Source organism: Morococcus cerebrosus (assembly GCF_022749515.1).
GTDB classification, from domain to species: domain Bacteria; phylum Pseudomonadota; class Gammaproteobacteria; order Burkholderiales; family Neisseriaceae; genus Neisseria; species Neisseria cerebrosa.
On sequence record NZ_CP094242.1, the window covers coordinates 1,280,964 to 1,298,892 of the forward strand.

Annotated in this window: 17 protein-coding genes; 8 read left to right on the forward strand and 9 right to left on the reverse strand. The window is 50.6% G+C overall.

Features of this window, described 5'->3' with window-relative positions; all coding sequences use genetic code 11:
- Positions 1-49 precede the first annotated feature (49 nt).
- From MON37_RS05900 to MON37_RS05915, 4 genes are all read right to left on the reverse strand, one after another.
- Positions 50-897 (reverse strand): IS630 family transposase gene (locus MON37_RS05900; protein WP_242883808.1). Its coding sequence is split into 2 segments (ribosomal slippage): positions 50-582 and positions 582-897, totalling 849 coding nucleotides; the frame shifts between segments, so codons are not numbered across the junction.
- Between the two features lie 426 nt (positions 898-1,323).
- Complete coding sequence (locus MON37_RS05905; protein ID WP_242883809.1) at positions 1,324-2,220, reverse strand: IS3 family transposase; 897 nt, start codon at positions 2,218-2,220, stop codon at positions 1,324-1,326.
- A complete protein-coding gene (locus tag MON37_RS05910) occupies positions 2,124-2,474 on the reverse strand; it encodes a helix-turn-helix domain-containing protein (protein ID WP_242883810.1) in 351 nt (116 codons plus the stop codon). The genes MON37_RS05905 and MON37_RS05910 overlap by 97 nt, the downstream gene beginning before the upstream one ends.
- Before the next feature lie 94 nt (positions 2,475-2,568).
- The gene (locus tag MON37_RS05915; RefSeq protein ID WP_003765386.1) at positions 2,569-4,110 is read right to left on the reverse strand and encodes an L-lactate MFS transporter; all 1,542 of its coding nucleotides are present in this window, start codon (positions 4,108-4,110) and stop codon (positions 2,569-2,571) included.
- A gap of 183 nt (positions 4,111-4,293) precedes the next feature.
- Here MON37_RS05915 and MON37_RS05920 point away from each other — a divergent pair, with 183 nt between their 5' ends.
- Entirely contained in the window at positions 4,294-4,560 is a 267-nt protein-coding gene (locus MON37_RS05920; RefSeq protein WP_039406609.1) for a hypothetical protein, read from the forward strand.
- Positions 4,561-4,604: 44 nt separating this feature from the next.
- On the opposite strand, the gene MON37_RS05925 is transcribed toward MON37_RS05920, so the two are convergent.
- A complete protein-coding gene (locus MON37_RS05925) occupies positions 4,605-5,570 on the reverse strand; it encodes an IS30 family transposase (RefSeq protein WP_242883537.1) in 966 nt (321 codons plus the stop codon).
- A 211-nt stretch (positions 5,571-5,781) separates the two neighbouring features.
- Between MON37_RS05925 and MON37_RS05930 the strand changes: the two genes are divergently transcribed.
- From MON37_RS05930 to trxB, 3 genes are all read left to right on the forward strand, one after another.
- Complete coding sequence (locus MON37_RS05930; protein ID WP_039410554.1) at positions 5,782-6,507, forward strand: hypothetical protein; 726 nt, start codon at positions 5,782-5,784, stop codon at positions 6,505-6,507.
- 153 nt (positions 6,508-6,660) lie between these two features.
- Positions 6,661-7,662 (forward strand): porphobilinogen synthase, encoded by a 1,002-nt coding sequence (hemB, locus tag MON37_RS05935; RefSeq protein ID WP_039410551.1) that lies wholly within the window; start codon positions 6,661-6,663, stop codon positions 7,660-7,662.
- 280 nt (positions 7,663-7,942) lie between these two features.
- Positions 7,943-8,893 carry a thioredoxin-disulfide reductase gene (trxB, locus tag MON37_RS05940; RefSeq protein WP_039410548.1) on the forward strand — a complete coding sequence of 317 codons (951 nt, stop codon included), beginning with the start codon at positions 7,943-7,945 and terminating at the stop codon, positions 8,891-8,893.
- Positions 8,894-9,153: 260 nt separating this feature from the next.
- On the opposite strand, the gene MON37_RS05945 is transcribed toward trxB, so the two are convergent.
- The 4 genes from MON37_RS05945 to hpnD all read right to left on the reverse strand — a co-directional run bounded on the left by MON37_RS05945 (position 9,154) and on the right by hpnD (position 13,038).
- A protein-coding gene (locus MON37_RS05945) for an IS5 family transposase (RefSeq protein ID WP_242883528.1) occupies positions 9,154-9,946 on the reverse strand; the annotation gives its coding sequence in 2 pieces (ribosomal slippage) (positions 9,154-9,681 and positions 9,683-9,946; 792 coding nt in all).
- Between the two features lie 97 nt (positions 9,947-10,043).
- Complete coding sequence (locus MON37_RS05950) at positions 10,044-10,763, reverse strand: SDR family oxidoreductase (protein WP_003742488.1); 720 nt, start codon at positions 10,761-10,763, stop codon at positions 10,044-10,046.
- 116 nt (positions 10,764-10,879) lie between these two features.
- Positions 10,880-12,193 (reverse strand): hydroxysqualene dehydroxylase HpnE, encoded by a 1,314-nt coding sequence (gene hpnE / locus MON37_RS05955; protein WP_039406321.1) that lies wholly within the window; start codon positions 12,191-12,193, stop codon positions 10,880-10,882.
- Positions 12,190-13,038, reverse strand: a complete 849-nt coding sequence (gene hpnD / locus MON37_RS05960) for a presqualene diphosphate synthase HpnD (RefSeq protein WP_039406323.1) — start codon at positions 13,036-13,038, stop codon at positions 12,190-12,192. Before hpnD ends, hpnE begins: the two co-directional genes overlap by 4 nt.
- Positions 13,039-13,234: 196 nt before the next feature.
- Between hpnD and hscA the strand changes: the two genes are divergently transcribed.
- From hscA to MON37_RS05980, 4 genes are all read left to right on the forward strand, one after another.
- Positions 13,235-15,097: a Fe-S protein assembly chaperone HscA gene (gene hscA / locus MON37_RS05965; RefSeq protein ID WP_039406326.1), complete on the forward strand. Its 1,863-nt coding sequence runs from the start codon at positions 13,235-13,237 to the stop codon at positions 15,095-15,097.
- A gap of 83 nt (positions 15,098-15,180) precedes the next feature.
- The gene (locus MON37_RS05970) at positions 15,181-15,933 is read left to right on the forward strand and encodes a DUF695 domain-containing protein (protein WP_039406330.1); all 753 of its coding nucleotides are present in this window, start codon (positions 15,181-15,183) and stop codon (positions 15,931-15,933) included.
- A gap of 76 nt (positions 15,934-16,009) precedes the next feature.
- Entirely contained in the window at positions 16,010-16,768 is a 759-nt protein-coding gene (locus tag MON37_RS05975; RefSeq protein WP_039406334.1) for a DUF2314 domain-containing protein, read from the forward strand.
- Positions 16,769-16,892: 124 nt separating this feature from the next.
- Positions 16,893-17,918 (forward strand): CBS domain-containing protein, encoded by a 1,026-nt coding sequence (locus MON37_RS05980; RefSeq protein WP_003764444.1) that lies wholly within the window; start codon positions 16,893-16,895, stop codon positions 17,916-17,918.
- Positions 17,919-17,929: the final 11 nt, after the last annotated feature.

Sequence of the window (17,929 nt, forward strand, 5' to 3'; positions counted from 1 at the left end):
TCTTAGCGGGTTTAATTTATAGCAAATATATAGTGGATTAACTTTATAGTCAATCAAAATCAAAATAGGACAGTAACGCATCGTCAAATCGGGCGTAATCAGACAATACGGTTCGCAGATACCGCTTAATATTCGCCCACACCTTCTCAATCGGGTTGAGCTCAGGTGAATAAGGTGCAAGAGGCAATACCTTATGTCCCCATTTTCCCGCCATTTCCCGTAAAACACCCATACGGTGAAATCGCGCATTATCTAAAATAATCACCGATTTTTGAGTCAATGCAGGCAGTAGGCATTGCTGAAACCACGCTTCAAAAAAGACTCCGGTCATCGTATTTTGATAAACCATCGGAGCAATCAGCCGGTTGCCGACTTGTGCGGACACCAGAGATAAGCGTCGGTATCTTTTTCCACTTATCTGCGCTTTCACTATTTGCCCTTTCGGGCTGCGGGCATAGGGACGGAACAGGTAGCGGTCAAATCCTGTTTCATCCAAATAAACACGTTGGTAGCCGGAAAATTCGGCCAGCTGTGTCAAATAATGCGTTACTTTGGCCGGATCTTGTTCTTTGTAAGTGGTGGTCTTTTTTTGCGCGTCATCCCCATCTGTTTGAGTGCATAGCAAACGGCGGCTGGCGTACAATCAAAATGTTTGGCGATTTCATGCAGATAGGCATCCTGGTGCTGCTCAACATATTGAGCCAGTTTTTGCCTATCCAATTTTACGGCATTTAGACCGGTAACTTGATGTTTTAGGCTGCCTGTTTGTTTTTTAAGGCGAATCCACAGGTAAAGCGTGTTTCTTGACAAATTAAACGTTGCTGCGGTTTGGCTGATGTTTTTGCATTGTTCGTAATAGTTTAAAGCTTTGTTTCTGAAGTCCGCAGAGTATGCCATGGTTAGACCTTCAAAGTTGAATATTGTACTATTTTGTTTTTAATTGACTATAAAATCAGGACAAGGCGACGAAGCCGCAGACAGTACAGATAGTACGGAACCGATTCACTTGGTGCTTCAGCACCTTAGAGAATCGTTCTCTTTGAGCTAAGGCGAGGCAACGCCGTACTGGTTTAAAGTTAATCCACTATACAAAATAAGAATGACCCTTTCGTTTTTCCCTCAAGGCAAGAGAACTCTGATTTTTAGAAATATTCAAAAATCACCCTAATTTCGACTTTCCAAACCCCTCCCCACAAAAATGACTGGATGGAGAGTCTCATATAAACCCACTATATCGACACAGCCTCCAATCATAACCAATATCAAAAAGGTCGTCTGAAAAATGAACTGGCCCCCAAATCTTGGACACTCATAAAAGCCTATTCAGGCGCTCTGTGCAAGCTGGGTTCTGTATGCGACAGGACTCAGCTTTTTCAATTTCAAACTGCAACGCTCCCGGTTGTAGTAATCCATATAGTCATCTATCTGTTTCATCAATTCGTCCACCGTCAATTCACCTGCACGATAGAAACACTCCGTCTTCAACACCGCAAAGAAGCTTTCCATCGGCGCATTGTCCCAGCAGTTCGCCTTTCGCGACATGCTTTGAACCATGGAATGCTCCGCAAGCAATTCCCTATACCCCGCCGTACGGTACAGCACGCCTTGGTCGGAATGAAGCATCGTTCCTTTATCAGTTAGACGGGGTGCGGCTTTTTCGAGCATTTCCTTCACCATTTCACTGTCGGCTCTGCGGCTCATGGCGTAGGCGACGATCTCGCGGTTGAACAGGTCCAATATCGGCGAGAGGTACAGTTTGCCGTCGCTCCCTTTGAGTTCGGTCACGTCGGTCAGCCATTTTTCGTTGGGCTTTCGGGCTTTGAACCGGCGTTTGAGGAGGTGTTCCGATATCTCGCCCATGGCGGGATGGCGGTAGGCTTTTTTCGCCCGTATTTTGGCTTTCAGCTCCAACTGCCTCATCAACCGCGCCGCTTTTTTGCGGTTCCAACCCAATGCTGCGGCAATGCGCCTTTGCCCGTAGCGTCCTTTATGCCGCCGGTAGGTTTCGACGAGGAGGGCTTTGTCGGCTTCGTCGGGGTCGGGTCGGTCTTGGTGGTGGTAGTAAAAGCTGCTTTTGGGCAGGTTTGCGATGTGCAGCAGGTATTTGAGCGGGTGTTGCGCCCTCAGTGCTTGGACGGTTTGGCTTTGTCCTTTTCGGTCTGCTTTTGGCTGAGGGCTTTTAACTCCTTTAGGTAGGCGGCCTCTGCGCGCATATAGCACAACTCTTCGATAAGCTCTGCCTGTGTTTTTTCTTGGTCGGGTTTATCTGCGATGAAGGGGTTTTTGCGGTGGTCGGTCATGGTTTTGGATTGGGGATGTTCGAGTGCGCCGATGCCGCCTTCTTGATGGGCGCGTATCCATCGCCGCAGGTGGGTTCGGGAGATGCCGTAGTGGTCTGCGGTACGCTGTTGGCTGCGTATATGCAAGTAGTGGAGTACGGCTTGGTATTTGAAGTGTAATGTATATTTGCTCATAAAAAAACTGCACCTTGTGAGTTGGAGGGGATGTGTCCAACTTTTGGGGTGCAGTTCAAAATTTTCAGACGGCCTTTTCCTCATCAATCCGCTTTTAACGGAACAAATCCAATGCCTTGACGAACACCATCACTACGCCGTAAGCCAGCGGGACACCGACCAAAGTCCAACGCCACCAAACCGAAAAACCGCCTGCCGCAACTTTTTCCTGCAGCAAGTAGGCATCAGAAACGGCGGTTTCGTCATCGGGATTGCCGCTGTGCGCCGCTGTTTTAATGTCGGTTTCGTGGTGTTTTTCATGAACCGATCTGACGGCAAGGTTGCACAGCAAACCGACAATCAACAATCCTGCCATGATGTACATGGTAACGCCGTATGCCTGCGCGGCGGGAACACCGCTGTCGATTTGGCTTTGGCGGATGTAGTTCACCAAAACCGGACCGATCACGGCAGCGGTTGACCACGCCAGCAAAATACGTCCGTGAATCGCGCCGACCTGATAAGTACCGAACAAGTCTTTCAAATAAGCCGGAATCGCGGCAAAACCGCCGCCATACATGGAAATGATGACGCAGAATCCAATAATAAACAAAGCCTTGTTTCCACTTTCGCCAATGGACGGAACGGCAAAATACAGCAGCGAACCGAGTACGAAAAAGATGGTGTAGGTATTTTTACGTCCGAGTTTGTCGGAAACGCTGGACCATAAAAACCGCCCGCCCATATTGAACAGGCTCAAAAGGCTGACGAAACCTGCCGCCGCCCCAGCGCCGATTGCCGCTTGTTTGCCGACCGACGCCTCTGAAAACAGCTCCTGAATCATGACCGAAGCCTGCCCCAAAACGCCGATACCAGCAGTCACGTTCAGGCACAACACCCAAAACAACAGCCAAAATTGCGGCGTTTTCATCGCTTGGGAAACATTGACATGATTGCTGCTGACCAGCTTGTTTTTCACTTTCGGCGCGACATAGCCTTCAGGTTTCCAACCCTCCGCCGGCACGCGGATGGTGAAGGCGCCGAACATCATCAACACAAGGTAAAACAGTCCCAACACGACAAAAGTCGGGGCGACGCCGACCGACACGTCGTCTGAAAACGCATTCATCAATGATACGGACAACGGCGAAGCAAGCATCGCACCGCCGCCGAACCCCATAATCGCCAAACCCGTCGCCATGCCCGGTTTGTCGGGAAACCACTTCATCAAAGTGGACACAGGCCCGATATAGCCCAGCCCCAAGCCGATGCCACCGATCACGCCGTTGCCCAAATACAGGAGAAACAGATTATGCGTACTGACGCCGAGTGCCGACACAAAAAAGCCCAAGCTGAAACAGCACGCCGCGACAAACATCGCCTTGCGCGGGCCGACACGCTCCATCCAAGTGCCGAACAAAGCAGCAGACGCGCCCAACATAGCCAGCGCGATACTGAAAATCCAGCCCACAGTCGTCAGCTTCCAATCTCCGGCTGCCGATTCGGTAATGCCGATAAGCTTGGTCAGCGGCGCGTTAAACACGGAATACGCATAAATCTGCCCGATGGCAAGATGCACCGCCAAAGCGGCAGGCGGCACCAGCCAACGGTTGAAACCCGGCTTGGCAATCGTCGCCTCACGGTCTAAAAATTTCATAAAAGCCTCTTGATGTCGAATGAAAAACAGCGTTCTCCGCGAGGAAAACGCCTTAAATTGTTGACAATATTGTACCACGCTTCCGCATGGGCTTTACTCCGCTTAACATGAGTTTTTTGAGTAAGAAAGAGAAAAATCATTCATAATATGGACTTACTCCCACCTAATCATGCACGCTCCAACATGACTTTTATCGCCCTCACCAATATTTTTCTGATTGTCTTATTTGTTTTCACCATGCTGTTCGTTCGGTGGCGCAACCGTAAACTCAAGCAAGCATACCTCGCACGGCTTCTGAAACAGCCCGAAACTTTCGAATGGCTCTCACACAATCTGAGCGGCGATGAGGTCAAAGATATTCAAGCAATCCACACACATTTTGGTTTGCCATTACAGGAATCCAAACAACTCATTAATATTTTCCGCAGTCAAAATCCCGGAAAAATGTAACGCCTATTTTCAGACGACCTTGGATTCGGATTTCAAGTGCAACACTAGGGTACCAGTGGTTGGAACAGATTTAAGAATAAAACACTTGGCGTTTCGTAGCCAAGTGTTTTTCTCGGCCGGTGGTTCAACTCATCTTGAACCCTGCGTATCTCCCGATCGCTGATGTTTCGGAAATCGGTTTGTTTGGGGAAATATTGCCGGATGAGTCCATTGGTGTTCTCATTCAGCCCTTTCTCCCAAGAATGGTAAGGGCGGCAAAAATAGGTTTTCGCCTTCAAGGCTTTGGCTATTTTGGTGTGTTGGTAGAACTCTTTGCCGTTATCCATGGTGATGGTGTGGACTCTGGCTTTATATGCCTTTAATACCCTAATGGCCGCCCGGGCAGTGTCTTCGGCTTTTAAGTTCTTTAATTTGCAGATGATGGTGTAGCGGGTAGTGCGTTCGACCAAGGTCAATAACGCGCTTTTCTGATTTTTGCCGACGATGGTGTCGGCCTCCCAATCGCCGATGCGGGTTTTCCGGTCGACGATAGCAGGTCGGTTCTCTATGCCGACGCGGTCGGGCACTTTGCCTCTGGTCCATGTGCTGCCGTAGCGTTTGCGGTAGGGTTTGCTGCATATTCTGAGGTGTTGCCACAAAGTGCCGCCGTTGCTTTTGTCTTGGCGAAGGTAGCGGTAAATGGTGCTGTGATGGAGTGTGATCCCGTGGTGTTTATGCAGGTAGGCACATACTTGTTCGGGACTGAGTTTGCGGCGGATAAGGGTGTCGATGTGTTGAACCAGCTGCGAATCGAGCTTATAGGGTTTTCGCCGGTGCTGTTTGGTCAGCCGGCTTTGCTTCTGTGCTTTTTCGGCGCTGTATTGCTGTCCTTGGATGCAGTGCCGCTTGATTTCTCGGCTGATGGTGCTTTTGTGGCGGTTGAGCTGTTTGGCGATTTCGGCGATGGTGCAGTGGCGGGACAGGTATTGGATATGGTATCGTTCGTCTTGGGTCAGTTGTGTGTAGCTCATGGCAATCTTTCTTGCAGGAAAGGCCGTATGCTACCGCATACTGGCCTTTTTCTGTTATGGAAAGTTGCACTTCAAATGCGAATCCGCCGACCTCGACTTCCCCATTAAGCAACCATTCAAGCCCAAATCCCTCCGCTTGAAAAATATTTTGCTATTGACTGCATTTTTGTGTTAAATAACGTAATCTGTCACTAAACAATAATATCTCATTATGGCAAACATTAAACTCAAAACACATACTTCTTACATCCTGCTCGCTTCCGCATTGCTTTCCGGCTGCCATACTTATCAGGTAGACCAAAGCCGTCGCAGCAAAATCGCGCAATTTGCCATCAACCACCCTGTTGCGGCGCAAGTGATCGGCGTTGAAGACAAAAACTCGACCAACCTGACCAGTAACGCCGCACGCTTTGCTACCCGGACCGGTTTAGACGACCTCGCCAACGGCGAAGGACGCGGGACACAGGTCAATGCCGTCCGTCAGGCCTTATGGCAGGCCGCTATTTCCTCTCAATTCGACAGCGAAATTGCCAACAGGGCCGGCAATGCCTACCTGTCCGACATGGAAATTCGAGAGGGTAAAACCGATTATTACAGCCGTTTCCTTGCCGACCAAGCCGTCGATCAGCGCAACAACCGTATCGGACGCAGTATCGGCAGCGGCAAGCCCGGTGCGGACATGAAAGCACTCCTGCAAAGCGTTTTGTTCTACTACCACAAGGTAGGACTGTGGACTGCCTCCGAAGTTAAAGCCTCCGGCCGCAAAGTATGGAGAATCAGCCAAGAAAAATTAAGTGAAGCAGAATACCGCCGCGCTTTGAAAAACATCGCTCCGCTGAACACCAACGGAATGTTGCCGAACGAACAAAACCTCAAAACAGATACGTTCAAAGAAATTAAAAAAACAGTCAAAGTGATTACCAAAGTCGAAGACTGATTCGTATCAACATTCTATCTACTGCTTCAGTAATCGCCCAAAACAGCGTAAACTGTAACAAACCCATTTTCAGACGACCCCTGCTTGCAAAGAGGTCGTCTGAAAACATTTCTCCTGCCGATTCAGCCGTTTCCAAAAGGACAAAGGACGATTATGAACTTCCCACCGCGTTACGTTTCCGCCACCCGTATGCGCCGAATGCGCAAAGATGACTTCTCCCGCCGCCTGATGCGCGAGCATACCCTGACCGCAGACGATTTGATTTACCCCGTTTTCGTACTCGAAGGCAGCAACCAAGAAGAAGCCGTCCCTTCCATGCCCGGCGTGAAACGGCAAAGCCTGGACAAATTATTGTTCACCGCCGAAGAAGCTCTCAAGCTCGGTATCCCTATGTTGGCACTCTTTCCCGTCGTTACCCGAAATAAAACCGACTTGGCGGAAGAAGCCTACAACCCCGAAGGACTCGTTCCTACCATCGTACGCACCCTGCGCGAGAAATTCCCCGAACTCGGCATCATGACCGATGTCGCCCTCGACCCCTACACCATCCACGGGCAAGACGGGCTGACCGATGAAAACGGCTACGTCCTCAACGACGAAACCATCGAAGTTTTGGTGAAACAAGCATTGTGCCACGCCGACGCAGGCGCGCAGGTCGTCGCCCCGTCCGACATGATGGACGGCCGCATTCTCGCCATCCGCGAAGCCCTTGAAGACGCAGGACACATCCACACCCGCATCATGGCGTATTCCGCCAAATACGCTTCCGCATTTTACGGCCCGTTCCGCGATGCGGTCGGCAGTTCCGGCAATCTGGGCAAAGCCGACAAGAAAACCTACCAAATGGACCCCGCCAATACCGACGAAGCCCTGCACGAAGTCGCCCTCGACATTCAGGAAGGCGCGGATATGGTGATGGTCAAACCCGGCCTGCCCTATCTTGACGTTGTCCGCCGCGTCAAAGACGAGTTCGGCGTACCGACCTACGCCTACCAAGTTTCCGGCGAATACGCCATGCTTCAAGCCGCCATTCAAAACGGCTGGCTGGACGGCGAAAAAGTCATACTCGAAAGCCTGCTCTCCTTCAAACGCGCCGGTGCCGACGGTATTCTGACTTATTACGCTCTCGAAGCCGCCAAATTGCTGAAAAAATAAAACACACATAACGGCATTGGTTTTCCTGTAAGTTAGCCCAATGCGCTGGATATAGTAAATTCGGCAAAAGGCTGGTTGAAAGGCAAAAGGTCGTCTGAAAATTTTCAGACGACCTTTCTTGAATACACTTTCCCGATAACTAATTTACTATTCACGATCGACCCTTGTTAATTTCAATACTGCCAACATATCCACCAGCATGCCAAAGGACGCAGCTTAGATTTTCAAGTAAAATCTACCTCGTCTGAAACACACTCAATCTCTCAGTAAGGAAAACATCATGAGCAACCATCACAAACTCATTATCCTCGGCTCAGGTCCTGCCGGCTACACCGCCGCCGTCTATGCCGCCCGCGCCAACCTCAAGCCCGTCATCATTACCGGCGTCGAACAGGGCGGACAACTGATGACCACCACCGAAGTCGACAACTGGCCCGCCGATGCCGAAGGCGTACAAGGCCCTGAACTGATGGCGCGTTTCCAAGCCCATGCCGAACGCTTCGGCACCGAAATGATTTTCGACCAAATCCACACCGTCGATTTGCAAAACCGCCCCTTCACCCTCAAAGGCGACATGGGCGAATACACCTGCGACGCCCTGATCGTCGCCACCGGCGCATCCGCCAAATATCTAGGGCTGCCCAGCGAAGAAACCTTTGCCGGCAAAGGCGTATCCGCCTGTGCGACCTGCGACGGTTTCTTCTATAAACAGCAAGATGTAGCTGTCATCGGTGGCGGCAATACTGCCGTAGAGGAAGCCCTTTACCTTGCCAACATCGCTAACACCGTTACCCTGATCCACCGCCGCGACAGCTTCCGCGCCGAAAAAATCATGGTGGACAAACTCATGCAGCGCGTTGAAGAAGGCAAAATCATCCTCAAGCTCAACAGCAATCTGGATGAAGTCTTGGGCGACGAAGGCGGCGTTACCGGCGCTCGTTTGAAACACAATGACGGCACTACCGAAGACATCGCCGTCAAAGGCGTTTTCATCGCCATCGGCCATAAACCCAACACCGACATTTTCAAAGGCCAGCTCGATATGGACGAAACCGGCTACCTGAAAACCAAAGGCGGTACGGGCGACAACGTCGGCGCGACTAACATTGAAGGAGTATGGGCGGCAGGCGACGTCAAAGACCATACTTACCGCCAAGCCATCACCAGCGCGGCCTCAGGTTGCCAAGCCGCACTTGATGCCGAACGCTGGCTCGACCGCCAAGGGTTGTAAAACAACTCTGTACCGGGTAAAGACAGTTCGATTAGACTCATTCCAAACGGACAGGCTGCGAACCCAATGTCCATATGGCATTCTAAAAAGTAAAGCATAAGAAAAGGTCGTCTGAAACATTTTTAGCGAAACCCGCTATGTTTGTTTTCAGACGACCTCGTTGTTTAAATCAGGGGATTTCAAACAAAGCAATCACATTACACCCCTTTAATTCTGGCGACTGTTATTCCTGCCCGGTTAAAAAAACCCTAAGAGCGTGTTCATAGTCTTCGTAGCAGGACTCCCAAGAAAGCCAAAGCTACCATTTGCAGACTGGTACTCAACTTACGCTCGCAGTTTTTCCAAAGCCGCCTGTTCTTTTCCAACCAGGAAAAGCTGCGCTCTACTACCCATCGCTTCGGCAATACTGCAAAACGGTGAAATTCGTTTCGTTTGGCAATCTCTACCTCCGCACCAATCAACTCCTGTACCGACGAAGCAAATGCCTTACCCGTGTAACCACCGTCAGCAAGGATTTTTTGTATCGCACCAAGATTATCCCGCCCACGTTCCAATGCCACCAGGCAGCCTTTTCTATCCGTAACATCCGCCGTCGTTACCGCAAGGGCATGCGGCAAACCTTGCGTGTCAACCGCTATATGTCGCTTGATACCGCTAACCTTCTTGCCCGCATCGTAGCCTTTTTCCATGGCGGTATCCGTGTTCTTCACACTCTGCGCATCAATAATCAGGAAAGTAGTTGCTTCATGGCGCCCCTGCTTGCGGCGCTCCGCAACTACCTGATTTTTTTAATGCTTCCTCAAGGATGCTGATGCCACTCTCGCGTGGTTCGGTCCATCTCTGGAAGTAGGAATGCACGGTGCGCCATTTGGGGAAGTCGCCCGGCAAAGCGTGCCAGGAGCAGCCAGTGCGTTGCAGGTAGAGAATGGCACAAAAGACATCGTACAAGTCCACCTGGCGTGGCGCTGTGCGTTTACGGGCACTTTCCAGCAGGGGAAGGAGAGGCGCAAATTGCTCGCGACTGATATCGCTTGGGTAGGTTTTTCTGTTCATGCCGATAGTTTACAGCAGAGGCTGAGACAATGAACACGTTCTAAAAAAGTCGTCTGAAACCTTTTCAGACGACCTTTCAAATTACGGTAGAAGCAAATCAAAGATAAACGATTTCGCCGCTACGCCCCCTGCTCTCTTCACTTGCCCACCAAACAAACTGGGGCAATACGTCTTCGTAGTTTTTACGTTCGCTCTTCGATTCGCCGGGATGGGATTTGATGCGCTGCGGAGAATTAATCGGACCGGGGACCAAAACATTGGCACGCAGGTTTTCAAAGCGTTCCCATTCGTCGGCGGCAACTTTACACAAATAATTCAATGCGGCTTTGGATGCACCGAAACCGCCCCAGTAAGCTTTCGGGGTTTCGCCGTGGCTTTCGCCGACGAAGATGACGGACGCGTCGGGCGACTGCTTCAGCAGCGGAAGCAGCGCGCGGGTCAGACCCATCGGTGCAACGGTGTTGATACGGTATTGGTTGACCCATTCGGCGACGGTTTGAAAATCCAAAGGCGAGAGCGCGTAAAAATAGCTGGCGCAATGGACGATACCGTCGAGTTTCCCCTGAATCGCTTCGCCGATGGTTGCGGCAAACTGCTCGAATTCTTTTTCTTCCGCGCCGATTAAATCGAAACAAATGGCAAACGGCTCGGGACAGCCTGCTTCGACAATCGCATCATAAACTTTTTCCAGCTTTTTTTGATGGCGCGCAACCAAAATCACGGTCGCCCCCGCTTCGGCATAGGCTTTGGCCACCTGTTCGCCCAAGCCTTGCGATGCTCCGGTTACCAGAATCGTTTTATTTTGCAATGTCGGCATAATTCTTCCTTGATTGTGAAATTTGAGGGATTTAGGGTATTTTAACGGTTTGCCGTGTCTTGTAAAGGCAATCGGAATAGGTCGTCTGAAACTCGGATTTGAGTTTCAGACGACCTTTATATTAACCCGAAATCTGCCAAACACATTTCCGCAGCCGTCAAACCCGACTGTACCGCCGCTTCCAGCGTAGCCGGATAGCGCGGGTGCAGGTAGTCGCCTGCCGGATAGATACGCCGCTGGTGCAACCAAGCAAAATCAGGAGTAGCGGAATCGGGCGTGCAGGCTGTGGTTGCGCGTTTTTCGGTGATGACGCGGACAGCTTCGGGTTCGTCCAAATAAGGGCAGATGCGTTTTACGTCGGCATGGACTTTCTCTGCCCACTCTTGGCTTTTAAACGCGCCGACATGGTCGGAAACGCTGATGACGGCGGCGACTTCATTTGTCGGCAAACCAAGTGCGCCGCGATACACCAGCCATTGCGCCGTACCGTCGGCAAATCCGGTCAGCGGCGCGGGCAGATGGACGGGAACGGCATAGCGAAGATAGACGGTAGTAATTGAGTGATAACGGAGATTTTGATAGGTCGTCTGAATATAGTCCGGGGTATCTTCAGGGAAAAGATGAACGGCATGATACGGCGCAACCGCAACAATAACGGCATCAAAAACCTCGTCATTCACAACGACACGTCCGTCAGGAAGGTTTTTCAGACGACCTACGCGGGTTTCAAGACGGATGTCCGCACCGTATTGCTTGAGTTTTGCCAACGCAGGTTCGGCGATGATTGCGCCTAAATCGCGCTTGGGCAAAAGGTAGTCGCTGCCGGATTTATCCGCCCATACGCCGTCGGACAAAACATTGCACAACACCCGCAAACTTGCATGTTCCAAAGGCGTATTGAGCGCGCCCCACACCAGCGGCTGCCAAAACTCTGCAACCAGCCTGCGCGGGACATTGCGCTGCCGCAGCCATTGGGCAACGGCCAAATCAGCGCGCTTGCCGCGTGCGTAACGCTGCAACGCAGCCATATCGGATAACAGCCTGATTTTCAGCGAGAACGAAACGTTTTTAGCACGCAATATGCCGGTCAAAATATGCAGCGGCGAAAGAAAGTTGGTACTTTGAAACTGCAAACCCTCATACATATGCCATTGCAGCGGCAAACGGCAAAAAGCGGTTTCAGGGTCGGTACCGATGTGTTCCATCAGCGTCAATACGCCGCGATACGCGCCAAGCAAGATATGCTGCCCATTGTCCAAAAAACTGAATCCGTCGGTATTCCCAGCCAAAGTACGCGCCCGTCCGCCCGCCTGCCGACCGGCTTCAAACACAGTAACATCAACACGGCGCGCCAACGACACTGCAGCAGACAAACCTGCCCAGCCTGCGCCGACGACGGCAATTTTCGGGCGAAGATGCGGAGTGTTCATGGCTTAAATCCGAATAACCAGGTTTTCAGGGCAATACGCTTTTTGCGCGGCGAAGGAATGGCAATTTTATAAGTCAGGACGTTTTGCGCGCCGTCGCGGTCGATTTCGTTCAGCAACGCGTAATAAATCGCCGCCATCACCAACCCGACTTTTTGAGATTTTTTATCGGCGGCGGGCAAGAGCGACATCGCCTCACGATACATCTCGCGGGCGCGTGAAACTTGAAAACGCATCAGTTTGGCAAAATTATCCGTCGGCTTACATTGCATAATCACGCTTGCAGGTACATCAAACCGCTGCATTTCCTCCATCGGCAGGTAAATCCGACCGTTGCGTGCATCCTCGCCGACATCGCGGATAATGTTCGTCAGTTGCAGCGCAAGTCCCATTTTATCGGCGTATTCCAACGTTCGGTCGTCTGAAAATCCCAAAATCCGCGCAATTAGGCAACCGACTACACCTGCGACGCGGTGGCAATACAGTTTTAACTCTTCAAAACTGCCGTAACGCGCCTGAACCAAATCCATCTGCATCCCGTCGATTAAGGCTTCCAATTCATATTTCGGCAGCTTGAAAGTTTCCTTAACCTGTCGCAAAGCCTGATTGACCGGATGCTCCGGCATCATGCCGCCGAATACCTTGTCCAAATCGCCGCGCCACCAGTTCAACGTTGCCTGCGCCACATTCGGATCGGAACAGTCATCGACCACATCGTCCAATTCGCGGCAAAAAGCATACAAAACCGTTATCGCATCCCGCTTTTCCTGCGGCAGGAAACGGAAGCCCGACAAAAAACTGGAGCGGCTTTCTTCTGCCTTCTGACGGCAATAATCAAGTCCTTGCACGGCGTGTCCTAAAAATTATCATAATAGTAAAATCGGATTTTATCGGATTTGGGGCAGTAGGGAAATTTCAGACGACCTTTATAAATAAACGGAATTTGATTATCGCAATTCCCTACCAAACCACTCAACTATCCGCCCGAAATCTGTTAAAATACCGACCTATCCTAATAAATACAGCATCAAAAGGCACACAATCATGGCTCTTTTGCAGATTTCCGAACCCGGCATGTCCGCCGCTCCGCATCAACACCGCCTCGCCGTCGGCATCGACTTGGGTACGACCAACAGCCTGGTTGCCACCGTCCGCAGCGGCAGCCCGGTTTGTCTGACCGATATGGACGGACGTACCACCCTGCCCTCCGTCGTCCGCTACGGCGAAGGCGATGCCGTCGAAGTCGGCAAAGCCGCCCTTGCCGCCCAAAAAACCGACCCGCTGAACACCATCAGCTCCGCCAAACGCCTGATTGGCCGCACGCTTGCCGACCTCGCGCAGGATGCGCAATACCTACCCTACCGGTTCACGCCCAATGAGCGCGTGGTCGAGTTGAACACCCGCCAAGGTGCCAAAACGCCTATCGAAGTGTCGTCTGAAATCCTCAAAGCCCTCAAATCGCGTGCCGAAGAAACTTTAGGCGGCGATTTGGTCGGCGCCGTCATTACCGTTCCCGCCTATTTCGACGATGCCCAACGCCAAGCCACCAAAGACGCTGCGCGTTTGGCGGGCTTGAACGTATTGCGCCTGCTCAACGAGCCGACCGCCGCTGCGATTGCCTACGGGCTGGACAACGCCTCGGAAGGCACATTTGTCGTTTACGACTTGGGCGGCGGTACGTTCGACGTATCCGTATTGCAACTGACCAAAGGGCTGTTTGAAGTCAAAGCCACCGGTGGCAACAGCGCATTGGGCGGCGATGATTTTGACCACCGCCTGTTCTGCCACCTGCTCGAACAAAACGACCTTTCCAAACTCAACGAGCGCGACAGCCAGCTTCTGCTTTCCCTTGTCCGCGCCGCCAAAGAACAACTGACCGGTCAAACCGAAGCCGTCGTTGAAGCCACGCTTTCAGACGGCCGCAAAATCCATACCGTCATTACCCGCCAAGAATTTCACCACCTGACGCAAAATTTGGTGCAAAAAACCATAGAGCCGGTGAAACAGGCACTGAAAGACGCAGGCGTGACCAAAGCCGACATCAAAGGCGTGATTATGGTCGGCGGTTCCACCCGTATGCTGCACGTTCAACAAGCGGTCGCCACCTTCTTCGGACAAACCCCGCTGAACAACCTCAACCCCGACGAAGTCGTCGCGCTCGGCGCCGCCATACAGGCGAACGTCCTTGCCGGCAACAAAACCGACGGCGAATGGCTGCTGCTGGACGTTACCCCCTTGTCGCTCGGTTTGGAAACCTACGGCGGACTCGCCGAAAAAATCATCCCGCGCAATTCCACCATCCCCACCGCGCGCGCGCAGGATTTCACCACCTTCAAAGACGGTCAAACCGCCATGACGATACACGTCGTACAAGGCGAGCGCGAACTCGTTTCCGACTGCCGCAGCCTTGCCAAATTCACCCTGCGCGGCATTCCACCCATGACCGCAGGCGCGGCGCGCATCCGCGTTACCTTCCAAGTTGACGCCGACGGCTTGCTGTCCGTTTCCGCCCAAGAACAAAGCACCGGTGTACAGGCGCAAATCGAAGTCAAACCTTCCTACGGCTTGGACGACAACACCATCACCCAAATGCTCAAAGACAGCATGAGCAACGCCGCCGAAGACATGGCGGCACGCGCCCGCGCCGAAGCCGTGGTCGAAGCTGAAAGCCTGACCGACGCCGTCAACGCCGCCCTTGAGTTGGATAGCGATTTGCTGGATGCCGAAGAGCTTGCACAAATCCAGCGAGATATCGCCGATTTGCAAGGTCGTCTGAAAGACGGCAACGCCGAAGACATCCGCGCCGCCGTCGCCAAACTCAGCCGCAGCACCGACAACTTCGCCGCCAAACGCATGAACCGCAACATCCAACGAGCGCTAACAGGGCAAAGTGTGGACGATATTTGACGGCAAACAGTTTCAGACGACCTCGAAGGATACAAAGGTCGTCTGAAAAAATTCAAACACTATTTTTCAGACGACCCCATCCTATGCAAAACCCTTCCATCCCCCAAGACTGGAACGTTTATTTCAGCCGCATTGGCGACGCCCCCGCCGCCTTACGCATCAACCTTGCCTTAATCGAAGTCGCGCCGCTGGCAGAGTATCCGCAACATGTGCGCGTCAGCATGAAATTGGAACAAACCAACGAACACGGCTTCCCGACGCCCGAAGAAAGCGAAACAGTTTACGACATCGAAGACCAAATCGACCGACTGGCGGGCAACGACAACATTCCCGCAGGCATAGTCACCACAAACGGCGTGGCAAATTGGCATTTTTACAGCCGAGATGCCGAAACCTTCGCCCAAGCCTGCCGTAACTTGCTGACAAAAAACGACCGCGTTTGCGACATCACAATCAGCGAAGATGCCGAATGGTCGTTTTATCAAGAATTCCTGTATCCGGACAGCTACGAGTTGCAAGCCATCCGCAACGAACAGGTTTTACGCCGTTTCCGACAAGACGGCGACCGCCTCGATAAGCCCCGCCCCATCGACCACTGGCTGTTTTTCCACACCGAAGCAGACCTGAACGCCGCAGCCGCCAAAGTCGGCACATTAGGCTATACCGTCAGCGACAGCGGCCGCATCGAGCAGGAAGAAGACCATCCGAGCTACCGCCTGCAACTTTCCAAAAACGCCCCGCTTACCGACATCGACAACGACACATGGGAGTTGATTGATATCGCCCAAGAAAACAACGGCGACTACGACGGCTGGGGCAGCATATTAGTCCAATAAAGCATCAGGTCGTCTGAAAACACACCGGCAGCCCCGTTCAGACGACCCGCATCCACTTTGACCTTAGGAGAATCCCATGAGCGAATCCATTGTTTACGGTATCGATCAGGAAAATGAACTCATGAACCGCGCCTTCGAACAGGCACGTTCCACATTCAAATATTTCTGGCGCGAGCTGTATTGGGAAAACCGCCGCATCATACCCGCCTTGGATTTTGCTATGGTCAAAGTGCCTTTTTTCCAAGACAGCGAAGACGGCGAAATTTGTGAACATATGTGGATAAACGACATCTACTTCGACGGCCTCCACATTTACGGCACGCTGGTCAACGAACCCAACGACCTGACCAATGTAGAACAAGGCGAAAGCGTTTGCGTTCCGGTTGACGATATCAGCGACTGGATGTTCCTGTGTAACGGCATCCCCTACGGCGGCTTCACCGTACAGGCAGTCCGCATCCAAATGACGCCGCAAGAGCGCGCAGAACACGATGCCGCATGGGGCATCGACTTTGGCGATCCCGAAGAAGTCTTGCTGGTTTACGAAGAAAAAGAACACCCAGAAAATCTGGACGAACATCCGATGTGCCGAAACTGTCTGGACGACTTCCGCCAACATCTGGCACAAAACCCGGATTACCTGCGCGATCAAGACGAAGACGGCTACACTCCGCTCCATCACGAAGCCATCGCAGGCAACGCGCCCCTGGTCAAAACCATGCTCGAATTGGGTGCAGACCCTGCCGCCACCACGCAAGAAGGACTGACCGCCCTAGACTTTGCCCGCCTTATGGACTGGCAAAACGTCATCGAGATACTCGAACCACGCCACTAAACCATAGGTCGTCTGAAAGGGAACACTAACTGATTTGTTACAAAACACCTGGAGGAAATCTTTAGCGTATACCAACAGAGTACAACATTGATAATATTTAACTTACAAATTAAGGTTAAAGGTAATGAAAGAATATGAAAATCAGTTTATTGCTATAAAAGATGCATTAAATTCAAAAGAACCTACTAATAAAAAACAAGTCTTTCCTCTGCGCAATGTTTTAGAATGGTTCGAGGCATCTAGAAGAGGAGCAAAGATAACCCATAAAATTCGTTATGAATTAGGAAAATATGAGTTAATTACCGAACCAGATTTTGAACAAGCAAACATAAATGGGACTGTTACATTTAAAAAGGCCTCATCTAAAACCTCTTCAAATAATTTTAATATAGACCCTAGTCATAAAATTGAGAGACTAGATGCCGCAAATAAAAAACCTATTTCCATTACACGAACAGAGCCACTATCTAAAGCTTTAACTATTATGCTCTTAAATGATTTTTCCCAACTACCTGTTATGCAAAATGAAAGGAGAGTAAATGGTTTTATCAGTTGGAAAACTATTGGAGAAAAACTGATTACTACTAAGTCGTTAGATATATCCCAAAAAACTGTTTCAGATTTTATGTCTGAGGATATCATTATAGTTACTAAAAATGAAACAATTTTCAGTGTTTTAACAAAAATCCCACAAAATGATTTTGTATTAATTAAAGACTCCACAAACAATGAAGAAATTATTGGAATTGTAACAGTCAATGATTTAAATGAACAATTTCATTTGCTTTCAAAACCTTTCTTACTTATAAGTGAAATAGAAAATGGCATACGCCATATTCTTGACAAAATTGACCTATCAGATGAAGAGCTAAAAAAAGCAAAAAAGCCTGATAGTTCAGAAGAAATAGAATCAATTGCTGATCTAAACTTTGGGGGCTATCAAACTATTTTAGGTAATTCTGAAATTTGGAAGAGGCTCAATTTAAACCTGGATAGACAAGAATTTATAAAAACATTGGATAAAATTCGTGAAATTAGAAATGATGTTATGCATTTCGACCCTGATGGTTTAGATAAAAACAGTATTGAATTACTAGAAGAATTTTCTCATTTTCTTAAATCATTAAGAAAATGTTTAATTGAAAAATGATTTAAATACTA

Bases quoted from the DNA above. Each gene is read 5' to 3' on its own strand.
- MON37_RS05910 (WP_242883810.1), bottom strand. From the start codon at position 2,474: ATGAGCAAATATACATTACACTTCAAATACCAAGCCGTACTCCACTAC.
- hpnE (WP_039406321.1), bottom strand. From the start codon at position 12,193: ATGAACACTCCGCATCTTCGCCCGAAAATTGCCGTCGTCGGCGCAGGC.
- MON37_RS05930 (WP_039410554.1), top strand. From the start codon at position 5,782: ATGGCAAACATTAAACTCAAAACACATACTTCTTACATCCTGCTCGCT.
- MON37_RS05970 (WP_039406330.1), top strand. From the start codon at position 15,181: ATGCAAAACCCTTCCATCCCCCAAGACTGGAACGTTTATTTCAGCCGC.
- trxB (WP_039410548.1), top strand. From the start codon at position 7,943: ATGAGCAACCATCACAAACTCATTATCCTCGGCTCAGGTCCTGCCGGC.
- MON37_RS05925 (WP_242883537.1), bottom strand. From the start codon at position 5,570: ATGAGCTACACACAACTGACCCAAGACGAACGATACCATATCCAATAC.
- MON37_RS05950 (WP_003742488.1), bottom strand. From the start codon at position 10,763: ATGCCGACATTGCAAAATAAAACGATTCTGGTAACCGGAGCATCGCAA.
- hemB (WP_039410551.1), top strand. From the start codon at position 6,661: ATGAACTTCCCACCGCGTTACGTTTCCGCCACCCGTATGCGCCGAATG.
- MON37_RS05915 (WP_003765386.1), bottom strand. From the start codon at position 4,110: ATGAAATTTTTAGACCGTGAGGCGACGATTGCCAAGCCGGGTTTCAAC.
- MON37_RS05920 (WP_039406609.1), top strand. From the start codon at position 4,294: ATGACTTTTATCGCCCTCACCAATATTTTTCTGATTGTCTTATTTGTT.
- MON37_RS05975 (WP_039406334.1), top strand. From the start codon at position 16,010: ATGAGCGAATCCATTGTTTACGGTATCGATCAGGAAAATGAACTCATG.
- MON37_RS05980 (WP_003764444.1), top strand. From the start codon at position 16,893: ATGAAAGAATATGAAAATCAGTTTATTGCTATAAAAGATGCATTAAAT.
- hscA (WP_039406326.1), top strand. From the start codon at position 13,235: ATGGCTCTTTTGCAGATTTCCGAACCCGGCATGTCCGCCGCTCCGCAT.